Here is a 12,746-nt window from a genome sequence, read left to right as displayed (position 1 = left end):
GATCTATTCCTCGGTCTCGGCGCCGCGGTGGACGACGATCGGGCGATCGGCTCGGTGCAACAGATTCTGGCTGGTGGAACCCAGCAGTGCGCCGCGGAACCGACCCCACCCTTTGCTGCCCACCACCGCCAGCTGGCCGTCTTCCAGGGCGCGCAGCAGTTCGCGGGCCGCCGAGCCGCGCCGGGAGCGTTCCTCGACCGGCACACCGGGGAAGTCCCGGCGGTAGGGGGCGATGATCGTCGACAGTGTCTCCGCCTCGGAACGCGCGACGGCGTCCCAATCGACGACCATCGCCGTCGGGCCGAGCAACTGCAGGGCGGTGGGCACCGAATCTCCGGCGGCGGCGCCGTCGGACCAGGTCCGTACCGCGGTCACCCGGGTGCTCAGCAATTCCGCCCATTCGAATGCCAGTCGGGTCGCGGCCGCCGAGATCGGGCTCCCGTCCGCGCCCACCACTATCGGGCGGCCGTCGGGGACGGGGTTCGCGAGGTCACCACGCCAGACGGCCACCGGGCACTGTGCGTGCGTGACGACGCGCAGGACCGTGGAGCCCAGGATCCAGCGCTCGACCGAGCCGGCCCCGGTCGCACCCAGCACGATCATCGCGGCGCCCTCGGCCGCGGCGAGCAGACCGGCGGCGGGCGCCCGGTCGTCCGCGATCGCCCGCGTCTCGACACCGGGAGCCCACTGCCGCACCGCGCCCACCGCCGAGTCCAGCAACTCCGCGCAGTAGGCCTGCTGCCGTCGCTCCGATTCCGCTGGCGTGAGGGCGATATCGGGCATCGGCCCCGGCGCGGGTGAGGAGTGCACCAGATGGATCGGGAGCCCCAGTCTCTCGGCGAATACCGTCGCCCACCGCGCGGCGGCCAGGGAGGTGTCGGAGCCGTCGACACCGGCCACGATGTGCTGTCCTGAGGCGCTCGGGCGCATACCGTCCCACCTTTCCGTACCGCTACCGCGACCGTCGACCGGTATCGGCGCACGCCGAAGCGCATTTCCGGCCCGTCGACCCGTAGCGCACAGGATAGAAGCACAGCGGCCGGGGGCCGGGCAGACACGCACGGCCACCGAGATACCGGGGCCCGCGTCCGGGCCGGTCTCCCCGCGCCCGACACGCCGATCTGGACGTCACCGGCACGAGGGTTCCGGCAGCCACAGGAGAATTCGTCCGCGGCCGGAACCGCCGCGGCAACGACGATCACCGGAAAGGGGCCCGATCCGTGCCGAAACCGGATACCGAGCGCAGACGGGTGTCGGCCGACGCCGATGCCCGATTGTCCTGGGTGCTCGCCGCGCTGGCCGGACTGATCGGAGCCGCGGCGTTCACCCATACCGCGGGATTCTTCGTCACGTTCATGACGGGCAATACCGAACGCGCGGTCCTCGGCTACTTCCGCGGTGAGCCGGAAATGGCCGCGGCCGCGCTCGCGCTGATCGCGTCGTTCGTCGGCGGCGTGGTGGTCGCGTCGTGGTGCCGTCGACGCTACTGGACCCGGCATCCCCACGGCCCCACGCTGCTCACGACCTTCTGCCTGGCCATCGGGGCGGCCACGGATCTCGTGCTGTACCAGGGAAATCCGGACGATATCGACTTCGTCCCGATCCTGTTCGTAGCCTTCGGCGTGGGCGCCCTCAACACCTCGTTCCTCGCGAACGACGAGGTATCGGTGCCGCTGAGCTATGTGACCGGCACTCTCGTCAAGATGGGACAGGGCCTCGAACGTCACGCCAGTGGAGGCGACTACGCCGACTGGCTCGGCTACTTCCTGCTGTACGCGGCCTTCGCGCTCGGCACGCTCGCGGGCGGATTGCTCGCGCTGGTGGTAGCCGGCTGGGCGATGCTGATCACCGCCACCCTCGTATGTCTCGTGGTCACCGGCTACACGTATCTACATCTGGATCGGCACGGCCCGTTCACCGAGTGAGCAACGGGCACCGGAGGTGCCGAAGCCGGCGCGCACGCGAGGGGAGGCCGCTCACCCCGTCCATCACCGGCGACAGCACCATCCGTTCTCAGAAAACCAAGCCGAGCAGTGCCCATGCCGCACTGACTCCCAGCCCGATGACCGCAGAGCCGAGACCGATTACTGCACTCATGACGTTTCTCTCTTCTCCCGACGAAATGATGGGATCGTTCTCCGGTTAAAGTAATCGCAAAACCGGCGATGCCCTCGTCACCACAGGCTGTGAACGACTTGGATTCCGAACGCAGCGCCGAAAGGGCCACCGCCCGATGTGGAGACCCTTTTTCTGGAGCGTCCACGTCTGCAGACTAACACCTGGAATATGCACCGTCAGGACCCGTCCGGTGAGAAACGATTCAGTGCACGAATACGCGGCACGACCGCGCCGATCACCTATTCCGGGAAAACCACGATATCCGGCCCACGGCCGCATGCGAGCCCGTCACGCCGGATAGGAAAAGCCCTCGGCAGCCGTGTCCGAGTTCTCATGATTGTTAGACACCTCGCCCCGGCAGTAACGAACCGTGCGTCGAATTCGCCGCGAATATCGCATCTTCACACGGTTCCTCCACGATACCCGTAAATGACCATCGAATTGTGATGCCGATCGAATATCGGCGAATCACGCCGATGTCTCCTCGGGATTTGCGCGAATCATTTTCACCAGCGCCTCGTGCAACATGCCCGCCGTTTCACCGGCCCGCTTTCCCCGTAACTCGACCTCCACGAATCCATCGATCAGCGCCCGCGCCGGATCGAGCAGGCCCTGCCCGAGGTTCAGCCCCCCACCCAGTGAACCGGTCATCAGGATCCGCCAGGCCTCTTGGCGCGCCCGGTGGCCGCCCGCCTCGTCCAGCGCCGCGCCGAATGCGCGCACCACCGCCGCGTACACCGGACGAGCGGCGGGATCCGATCGCCGGAACAGCTTTCGTCCCTGGCCCGCCCCGGAATCCGGGGCCGGATCCCCCAGCTCCGACCATGCCAGTGTGATCCACACCCGAGGCGGGGCGGAGTCTCCGGTTTCCACACCTTTGCGGCGCTCGCGCCGCAGCGTGTCCTCGCGCTGTTCGGCGATCTCGATCCCGTAGAGCTCGACCGTGTACTTCGCGAACAGGGTGTCCACCGCGGCGATGATCTCGCTCCCGATATCGGCGTCGACGGAATGGGTATCGAACCCGCGGATCTCCAGGTTGTGCCTGATCGCCATCTCCCGGATGGCCCCGGCCGTACCGGAATTCACCCTGCCGATCATCCGGGCGGCCGCCCGCCCCTCCGCGCCCGATATCGGTTCGGGCTCACCGGGAGGTCGCGAATCGCCCACCAGTCGCAGCGGCACCGCACCGCCGGGTGGTACCGGAGAATCCGGAGGGTCCGGTGCCACCGCGCCGGCCGATGTGATCTCCGGCTCGGCGAGCAACAGTAATCCGGGCCGCCGAACCTCCGAAACCGCTTCCTCTCGCTGAGCTTCCGCAGCTTCCGCAGCCTCGACCGCCTCGGGTGGCGAGGGCGGATCCGGCCGACCGGGCTCCGCTGAAAAATGCCGCGGTACGGGATCCGCCGGCGCCGGTCGCCCAGGCGGCCCATCAGCGGCCCCGGCGGCTTCCGCGGGCGAGCGGTCGACCGTATCCGCGGGACCGGCCACACCGGTACCCCACGCTTCGGCGGGCACGGATTCCGCGCCCGGCAAGACCGGCGACCCCACCGGCGACACTCCCGGCCCGGCCGCGGCACCGATCCCGAGCGTCGCATCACTGTCCGGTCCCCCGCGCCGCCGCTCCCCCGCCCCGGCGGACAACAACCCGAACTCCGAAACCCGCGGCGGCCGCCGGGTCTCGTGCACCGGCCCACCGGACACCACCGGACGCTCCGGCCCGGCCGGCACCTCGGCAGCCGGTCGTCGCTCCGGCCCGGCCGGCACCTCGGCAGCCGGTCGTCGCTCCGGCCCGGGCGGCACCTCGGGAGCCGGTCGTCGCTCTGAACCGGCGACCGCCCCGGGCGGGACGTCTGCCCGTGGTTGCGGGAGCGGCCGGGGCGGAGCCGGCCGCGGTACCGCCGGCAGCTCTCGCCCGGCGTCTTCGACCACCGGCTCCCGGTCCCGCGACTTTCCATCGACCGGTGCGGCGCCGGCCACCGCGGACGGCTCCGGCCCGGTTCCGGCGCCGCGTGTGGGCGCCCCCGAACCGACGATCGGCCGCGCCTCGGGTATCCGGAGGACGGTCGCGTTCTCCGGAACCCGTGCGGACGAAGCAGAATCGGCCGTCTCGGCCACCCGCGGCCGTCCGGCACCGGCCGCGCCGCCCCGCTTCCGCGACCACGGCGTACCCGCCCGCGTACCGGCAGTAGTACCGGCGGCCTCACCACCCACGTCGACCCGGGCGGCTGAGCGGGCCACAGCGGCCACAGCCTGTCCGCCGGCCTCTTCGGCCGAGGCCACCGCGGCCCGCAGTTCCGCCGTGACCCGGGACGCCTCCGCGATCAACTGCTCCATGGTCGATACCAGGGCACGCAGTTCGCTCACGTCTATTCTCGGGGTCCGGCTCACCGATCTCTCCGCTTGTCGTCGCAGCAGCAGGCCGGACCATCATCAGCCCGGCCGATACCCACGGTAGGACTCACACTGACACAACCACCAGTCTGATCTGTCCGCGTTCGCCGCGCGAGCTGCGAGAACTCTCCTGGATGGGAAGTCCGTGGCCGCTGCCCACCGCCGGTTCCCGGGCCGATGCGACACCTTGCCGCCCCGGCCCCCCGAACAGTAAAATGTGACCCGCATCACTCTTGTGGTCCGGGGCGCGCGGCGCGGCGCGAAGATCCATCGCACGCACCCCGGTGTGCGTTCCCGGCGAAACCCGATCGATCCGAAACGGGGGAAGCGACACCGAGGAGCGCGAATCATGTCCGGCTTGGTACGCAAGAACTTCGAGTCACCCGAGGAGACCCGCAGATTCGAGGCGGGCAAGGGCAGACTCGATCTGGTCAACCTCGACGCCGGCCCGGTGGGGCGGGCGATATTCGAGCCCGGCTGGAAATGGTCCGAACATGTCAAACCGATCGCACAGACCGATAGTTGCCAGGCCGCGCACGCGGGTTATTGCGTTTCGGGGCACATGATGGTGGTCATGGACGACGGGGAGAAACAAGAGTTCGGGCCCGGGGATTTCATGAGTGTCCCGCCCGGGCACGACGCCTGGATAGTCGGCGACGAACCCTGCGTGATGATCGACTGGCAGGGGTTCGCCGACTACGCCAAACCCTGACCGGACTCTCTGTTCACCGCCGCAGCAACTGGGTCAGCAATTGCCCGCCCTCCTCCAGTGACATATGCGGGAGGTACGCGCGGCCGACGGCGATCCCGATGGCCGGTAATGCGGCGGGATCGGGGAACACCATGTACATCGGCCGGTGCCGGGGCTGGAATTTGGCCTTGAAGGCCAGCAGCGACCGGAATCCGTAGACCGGTTCGAGGGTACGGCCGAGCAGATCGAGCATGGCGTCGAGCGCACCGCGATCCAAATCGGATTCGCCGGGATCGCCGCCGGCCAGCGGTGCACCGGACAGACTGAGGAATTCGAGCCCTTCCTCCTCGGCGGACAACGCCGCCGACGCGATCAGGAACTCCATCGACGCCCGGAACCCGTCGGAGCGGCGGCGCATGAAATCCAGGGTCAGGCCCACCGGTGCGCCGTCTCGGAAGACCGGCAGCCAGGAGGTCACCGCGTGAACGTGGTCGTCCGCGTCCACGGCCAGCAACAACCGGACCTCCGGATCACGCAGTTCGGCGAGCCCGCCGAGGGTGAAACCCATTTCCGGCAGCCCCTTGTCGGCCGCCCATTCCTCGGAGATGTCCACGATCTGCTCGGTGACCGACAGCGGCGCCTGGGCGAACGTCGTCCAGCGGGCTTCGATCCCTTCCTTGCCGGCCCGGTTCAGGGCGGTCCGCACATCCTGGAATTTCTTGCCCTTGAAGGCCAGACCCTCCAATTCGACCAGGGTCTCCTCGGCCACGCGCAGGCAGCTCCAGCCGTGTTCCCGGGCCAGCGCCGCGGTGTCGTCGCCGACCGAGTAGAAGCAGGGGGTCCAGCCGTTGCCCAGGCAATAGGCCGCGAACTCGTCGACCGCGCCGGTGAGCCCCCCGCGGTCGCCGATCGGGTCGGTGACCGTCAGCGCGACACCGGAGTGCAGGCGGTAGGCCACCGCGTGCCGGCCGTCCGCGGTGAACCAGTACCTGTTGCCCGCCCAGGTGGCCATCCACGACAGCGATCCGCCACCGGGATCGTGCAGCAGTTCCCGCACCCGGCGCTCGCCACCGAGGTCGTATCCCGACGGCGGAGCGCGGAAGCTGCGCAGCATCAGTACGCAGAAGACGATCCACACCAGGACGCCGATCCATTCGAACACCAGGGTGGCCGCGGCGGTGAGCGGAAGCACCGGCGGTTCGAAGAGCTGGAGATACACCGGCGGGAGCAGCCGCAGCGGCGCATCCCGCAACAGGGTGCCGATACCGGGTTCCCGGTCGAAACCCTCGCCCAGCAGCGTCCCCGTGACGAGGTACGCCACCAACGCGACCCCGGCCGCGGCGAACGCGCCCTGCCAGACCCGGCGATATGTTCCGCGCGGAGCCCGGACGTCGAACAGCCGCCGGGTGAGCAGCAGCAGGAGCAGAACCGCCAGTAGAGCGAGCAGTGGTGCGAATTCCATATATACCGAGCTGTGCCGGTGGACACCGTAGAGCAGCGAACGCGTCTGGTCCTGTCCGGTGATCCGGACGACGACACCCGCGGCGGCGACAGCGATGAGCACCGCGTGCCCGCCCACCGAGAGCAGCCACGCCGCGCGCCGCCCGCGGCGCAACCCCTCGGCGCCGACCAGCAGTACCACCGACGGCATCAGATTCATCATCAGCGGGCCGAAGCCGGACAGACCGAGAGCCCTCTGCCCGCGGCGGCATTCGCCGTGCAGGGCCGGATCGGCACAGATATCGACCAGTTCGCGTGCACTGTAGGGGACCTGATCGAACAATTCCCGCAGGGACGACAGCGGCCCGATGGCATGCGGCGAGAACACCGCGAGGATCGGACCGGCGACACTGGCTGCCAGGACGAGGGCGACCAGGGTACGGCGCTCGCGGATGGTGCCGCCGAGCGCCGGGCGGCGGGCGGCGCGCCCGAACAGCACCGGGCCCAGGAGCAGCCCGGCCACCGCCACCGACAACCGCGTCACATCCTGCAGATGGCCCGCGAACAGCGCGGCGGTCACGAGCACCACCAGCAGCAGGGTGCGGATCCGGCGGCGCCACAGCGTGTGCATGCCGGCGGTGGCGGCGAGCAGCGCGCCGAGAACCCACGGCAGCGGTTCCTCGGTCACATGCCCGTGCAGTTCCAGGCCCCACGAGTTCGGCACCGCCGACGCCAACCGGGCCGCCACCAGCGCCAGGGCCGCACCCGCGCCCTGCGCCACGAATACCGCGATCGCGAACCGGCCACTGCCGATCCGCTGTTCGACCGGTACCGCGATCAGCAGCACGAACAAACTCGACAGCAGGTAGTCGCCGAATCCGGAGGCGAACAGGCCCGACGTCCACAGGGTCCACACATGCCCCTCGGTGAAGGTCCGGATCCCTAGCGAGACATTCGACGCCAGTTCCGGTGCGGGACCGCTGCGCCACGCGCCGGTCGCCACGGCGAGAACCCAGATGACCACCAGCAGGCCCAGGGTCACGGGCGCGCGGGCGGCTCCGGAGACGAGGCGGGTCGTCATGACGCGTCGAGGCCGAGTCGGTGGCCGAGCCACGGCATCTCCTTCTCGAGGCCGGCGGACCACACGGCGAAACTGTGCGCCCCGGGCAATTCGGTGAGGTGGACATCCATACCCGCGGCCCGGGCCGCGGCGGTCAGCTGTTCCATACCGTGCCGGTATTCGGCGTCGTCCAGGCCCACCACGAACGCACCGGCGGAATCGGGATAGCGATGACGGGCCAGCAGATCGGCGGGATTGTTGCGCGCGAAGGCCGCGGCGTCGCCGCCGAACGCCGCGCGCAACGTCGACTCCCGGTCGCCGAGAGTGGGCTCCGGCTGACCCGACATGTCGAGGAAGGTCGGATAGACCTCGGGGTGGGTGGTGGCCAGTTGCAGCGCGCATGTACCGCCGTAGGACAACCCGCCTACGGCCCACGCGCGCGGGTCCGGGTCGGCTGTCAGGTGGGTGCGCACCCACTGTGGCACGTCGACGGCCAGATAGGTGGCGGCGTTGCCGAGCCGCGAATCGACGCACAGCGGGTTGCCCAGCCGGCTGCCGGTGCCGTCGGCCAGTACGACGATGGGCGCCAGCCCGCGGTGGCCGGCCGCGTACTCGTCCATGATCTCGGTGAGCCGGCCGCCGACGAGCCAGTCGTCGGTACTGCCGGGTTGCCCGGCGAGCAGTACGAGGACGGGCAGGGCGGGGCGCGGGTCGGCGAAGTACGCGGGCGGCAGGTAGATCCGCGCCTCGCGCGCGGAGAATCGGGAAACCGCACCCGGTATGGCGGTTTTCGTCACCGCGCCGGTCTCCGGCAGATCGCCGGATGGTACCCAATCCCCGGGCCGCGGTGCGGGAGTGCCGGGATCCGGGGCCAGCGAAGCGTCGAACGGCACCGTCCGGTAGGCGCTGAGCCCCACGACCTCACGCACCGTCGGATACGCGTCGTATATCGCGTTGATTCCCCCGGCCGCGGCGAGCACGACCGCGGTCGCGGCCGCGAGGAGCCCGGCCGCGACCGCCGGACGCGACCGGTCGCGCCGACGTGCGAACCACCGGCCGGCCAGCAGCGCGACCGCGAGCACAGCCGCGCCCGACCAGAGGTAGACGCTGCGCGGCAGCGGGTCGGGAAACGGCCGCCACACCTTGTCGATGAGCACGGCGGCCACGACTACGGTCACCAGCGCGACCAGGATCGCGGTGACGATCCCGGCAACCAGCCAGCGGCGGCCGCGCCGGGCCGCCAGCACGGCCGATCCCACCGCCGCGACCAGGACGAACACACCCACCGCCGCCGTGGTGGTCACGCGCAGGTCGAGTATCGCCTCGACGGGCCCGGTCCACGGCATGACACCCAGTATGCAAGCGCGCCGCGCCCGTAACCATGATCGACACCGGCGTCCCGCCGCCCGACGGTGCCGCGACCCGCCCGGCCGCGACCCGGAAAGCCCGCCGCCCCTGGCGTGGCACCCACGACTCGCACTAGGCTCCGAATGACACGTCATTCCACTAATGACAATCCGTTCCCGGATGCCGGACCCGAAGGAGAGAACCATGCCGCTGGCCCGACCCGGGAGGACGAGCCCGCCACCGCGCCACTCGATCACCGGCACCCGCCTGCCATGCGGTCCGTTCCCGGCGGTGTTCTCGTGACCCGGCGGGCCCTGGTCATCGGCTGCGGCGGGACCATCGGCGGCGCCTGGGCGGTCGCCGCCCTCGCGGCCCTGCGCGAGCAACTGGCGTGGGACCCGCGCGAGGCCGATGTCCTGCAGGGCACCTCCGCGGGGGCCGAGCTGGTCACCCTGCTGGCCGGCGGCTACCGCGTCGAGGACCTGGTGGATATGCATACCGGCCGCACCGAGGACCCGTTGCTGCGGCGGCATATCGCCGCGGCTCCCCGTGGTATCCCGCCTGTCCCCCTGCCGTTCCCGCTCGCGCCCGCCGGCCTGTTCTCCGCCCGCGGTGGGCATGCCCGTGTCACCGCCGTCGCACCACGCGGACGCGGTGACGCCCGATGGCTACAGCGCCTGGCCGACTCCGTCGCCGGCCCCGACGGCCGGTTACCGCATCCCGGCGCCCGGCTGGTCGCCTATGACCCCCGGCGCGGCGAACGCGTCGTATTCGGTGCCCCCGGCGCGCCGCCCGCGACGGCCGGTGAGGCGCTGCGCGCGTCCTGGGCGGTACCCGCGTGGATGCCGCCCGTAACGATCGGCGGACGGGTGTTCGTGGATGGCGGCGCCGCCTCCACCGCGTCGGTCGATCTGATCGGCCCGGGCGAAGCCGACGAAATCTATGTGATCGCGCCGATGGCCTCGGCGGCCGGGGTCCGCGCACCGGGTCCGGGCGGGCTGGGCGAACAATGGTTACTGCGTACGCCCATGTCGGCGGTGTTCCGGCGCGAGGTCGAGCGGGCCCGGGCGGGCAGGCGGACCGTCGTCGCGATAACACCGGGCACCGCCGATATGCGCGGGCTCGGCTGGAATTTCATGAAGCGCGGGCACCGTCGCGCCGCCTTCGACGCCGCCACGGCGCACGCACCGGACGCGGTCGCCCGGGCGCTGGCCGGCGTTTCCGGTTAACCGGGCGCCCGCGCACACCGAATCTCCACAACTTGGTACCGGTTCTCTCCACACGCGGTGGATAGGCTCGCCGACCATGGAACAGAACGCGGCAGTCGGGGGAGGTACGGCGCGGAGGATCCTGGTGGTGGACGATGAGCCGACCATCGCGGAATCCGTAGCGGCGCGCCTCCGGGCCGAGGGCTTCACGGTCGATACGGCCCACGACGGTCCCGCCGCGGTGGCGGCCGCGGGCGTCTTCGCACCCGATCTCGTCGTCCTCGATGTGATGCTGCCCGGCTACGACGGGCTGGAGGTGTGCCGCCGTATCCAGGCCGACCGTTCGATTCCGGTGCTGATGCTCACCGCGCGGACCGACGAAACCGATCAGCTCATCGGTCTGGGTGTGGGCGCCGACGACTATCTGACCAAGCCCTTCTCGCTGCGGGTGCTCACCGCCCGGGTCCACGCGCTGCTGCGCCGCGTCGATCGCGCCGGGCAGGGCAACGGCGCGATCACCGTGGTCGGCGATCTCCGCATCGATGCCGATCAGCGCAGGGTCTGGCGGGCCGGGGCCGAAGCGCAGCTGACCCCACTGGAATTCGACCTGCTCGCCCGGCTGGCCCGGCGACCCCGCGCGGTACTCGCGCGTGAACGCCTGCTCGAGGAGGTGTGGGACTGGGCCGATGCCGCCGGCACCAGGGCGGTCGACAGCCATATCAAGGCATTGCGGCGCAAACTCGGCGCCGATCTGATCCGGACCGTCCACGGTGTCGGTTACGCCCTGGAGCCCCGATGACGCGCTCCACGTCCGCCCGGCCCGGTTCCGCGGCCCCCGATCCCGGCCTCGTATCCGGCCTGCGGCGGATAACGCATCGGGTGGCGGCGGTGTTACCGCGACCGCTGGACCGGATCCGCTCCCTCAAACTCAAACTGGCCATCCTGATGACCTTCGCGGGTGGTCTCGCCTTCGGCTGGTTCCGCCTGCGGATCGGCTGGCTGCCCCCGGCGACCACCCTGGCCGCCATGCTCATCGCGCTCGTATCCTCCCAGTTCCTGGCACACGGCATCACCATGCCGCTGCGTGAGATGACCGCCGCGGCCCGGCGGATGGCGCGCGGCGACTACAGCACCCGGGTCCGTGCGTCCTCCCGTGACGAAGTGGGCCAGCTGGCCGAGGCGTTCAACCGGATGGCCGCCGACCTGGCCGCGGCGGACCGCCAACGCCGCGACCTCATCGCCAATGTCTCGCACGAATTGCGCACACCGATCACCGCGTTGAACGCCGTCCTGGAGAATCTGGTGGACGGGGTGTCCGAACCCGATCCGAAGACACTGGAGACCGCCCTCGCCCAGACCGAACGGCTGGGCCGGCTGGTCTCCGAACTCCTCGATCTGTCCAGTATCGAGGCGGGCGCGGTGCCACTGGAGCGGGAGGAATTCGATATCGCCGCGCTCTTCGCCGAGGTGACCGCCGAGGGCGAGGTCATGACGGCGGCGCTGGGCCGCGGTATCCGGTTCCGCAGCGAAACCGACCCGCCGGGCGCCACCGTCTACGCCGATCGCGCCCGGCTCCATCAGGTGCTGGTGAATCTCCTCGACAATGCGGCCCGGCACGGGCCCACCGGCGGTGAGGTGCGGCTGCGGGCCCACCTCGCGGATGGCGACCTCGTTGTCGATGTCGAGGACGACGGTCCCGGTATCCCGCCCGAACAGCGCGAACACATCTTCGACCGTTTCACCCGCGGCGGGCGCACCGACGGCGGCGGCACCGGGCTGGGCCTGGCCATCGCCCGCTGGGTGATCGACCTGCATCACGGTTCCATCGCCGTGACCGACCCCGGCTCACGGATCCGCGTCGTCCTTCCCGCCACCCGGACACCCGAGCTCTGACCTTCCCGCTCACCCACCCGGAAGCCGCTCGGCCCCGGGCGATTCCGCACACCCTCAGGAGCGACACCATGCCCAGACGACCCGTCCCGGACGACACCGCGCCCAGCCCTCCCGCACCGGAACCGGCGGACACCGCCACCCCCGCCGAGGCCCTGAAACCGGAGAACACCTCCGACTCCGCCACGACCACGAAACCGGCGCCCACGCGAACTCCCGCGCCGCCCCGCTCGCGGCGCCTGCCGTACACGCCCGGCGCCCTGCCCGCGGCGGGTATCGCCGGTGTGGTCGCGGCGGCCGCCGTCCCCGTGGACCGCCCCGGAATCGGCTGGTTGCTGGCGGGTTCCGCGGCGGCGGGCGCGATAGTGGTGGTCCGCCGTCGCGCACAGCGGCCGCCGGGCCCCGAGCAGCAGCGACCGGGCGGGGCGGCCCGGAATCGAGAACGGCTGTTCTGGTCGGTCGCGGCTCTGGCGCTGCTGGCGGTCGGCACCTTCCGCGCCGCCGGCTGGTTGTTCGCGCTGTGTGTGGCCGCCGCGGCCGTGGCCGGATCACTCGCGGTGGTGGATCGGCGCGCGGGCCCCTTCGCTGTGCGGCCGGTCGC

At 70.8% G+C, this 12,746-nt stretch carries 9 protein-coding genes and 1 pseudogene; 6 read left to right on the top strand and 4 right to left on the bottom strand.

The genetic code is table 11. The features are described 5' to 3' along the window. Positions 1–3: 3 nt before the first annotated feature. Positions 4–930 (bottom strand): universal stress protein, encoded by a 927-nt coding sequence (locus tag ACWDU1_RS05690; protein WP_449996107.1) that lies wholly within the window; start codon positions 928–930, stop codon positions 4–6. 290 nt (positions 931–1,220) lie between these two features. Between ACWDU1_RS05690 and ACWDU1_RS05685 the strand changes: the two genes are divergently transcribed. After that, complete coding sequence (locus ACWDU1_RS05685) at positions 1,221–1,925, top strand: YoaK family protein (RefSeq protein ID WP_449996106.1); 705 nt, start codon at positions 1,221–1,223, stop codon at positions 1,923–1,925. 661 nt (positions 1,926–2,586) lie between these two features. Here the strand turns inward: ACWDU1_RS05685 and ACWDU1_RS05680 are convergent. Next, entirely contained in the window at positions 2,587–3,204 is a 618-nt protein-coding gene (locus tag ACWDU1_RS05680) for a hypothetical protein (RefSeq protein WP_449996105.1), read from the bottom strand. Positions 3,205–4,858: 1,654 nt separating this feature from the next. Between ACWDU1_RS05680 and ACWDU1_RS05675 the strand changes: the two genes are divergently transcribed. Beyond that, entirely contained in the window at positions 4,859–5,221 is a 363-nt protein-coding gene (locus ACWDU1_RS05675; protein WP_449996104.1) for a cupin domain-containing protein, read from the top strand. 13 nt (positions 5,222–5,234) lie between these two features. Here ACWDU1_RS05675 and ACWDU1_RS05670 read toward each other — a convergent pair whose 3' ends face one another. Continuing rightward, on the bottom strand, positions 5,235–7,721 hold the full coding sequence (locus ACWDU1_RS05670) for a phosphatidylglycerol lysyltransferase domain-containing protein (RefSeq protein WP_449996103.1): 2,487 nt from the start codon (positions 7,719–7,721) through the stop codon (positions 5,235–5,237). Continuing rightward, positions 7,718–9,046: an alpha/beta hydrolase gene (locus ACWDU1_RS05665; protein ID WP_449996102.1), complete on the bottom strand. Its 1,329-nt coding sequence runs from the start codon at positions 9,044–9,046 to the stop codon at positions 7,718–7,720. Before ACWDU1_RS05665 ends, ACWDU1_RS05670 begins: the two co-directional genes overlap by 4 nt. 300 nt (positions 9,047–9,346) lie before the next feature. Here ACWDU1_RS05665 and ACWDU1_RS05660 point away from each other — a divergent pair, with 300 nt between their 5' ends. The 4 genes and pseudogenes from ACWDU1_RS05660 to ACWDU1_RS05645 form a co-directional block, all read left to right on the top strand. Then, entirely contained in the window at positions 9,347–10,276 is a 930-nt protein-coding gene (locus tag ACWDU1_RS05660) for a patatin-like phospholipase family protein (protein ID WP_449996101.1), read from the top strand. A 76-nt stretch (positions 10,277–10,352) separates the two neighbouring features. After that, positions 10,353–11,054, top strand: a complete 702-nt coding sequence (locus ACWDU1_RS05655) for a response regulator (protein WP_449996100.1) — start codon at positions 10,353–10,355, stop codon at positions 11,052–11,054. After that, complete coding sequence (locus ACWDU1_RS05650) at positions 11,051–12,148, top strand: HAMP domain-containing sensor histidine kinase (protein ID WP_449996099.1); 1,098 nt, start codon at positions 11,051–11,053, stop codon at positions 12,146–12,148. Before ACWDU1_RS05655 ends, ACWDU1_RS05650 begins: the two co-directional genes overlap by 4 nt. A 68-nt stretch (positions 12,149–12,216) precedes the next feature. After that, positions 12,217–12,746 (top strand): annotated as a pseudogene (locus ACWDU1_RS05645) (hypothetical protein); the annotation flags it as partial.

Source organism: Nocardia sp. NPDC003345 (assembly GCF_053589395.1).
This window is presented reverse-complemented; position numbering and strand designations above follow the sequence as displayed.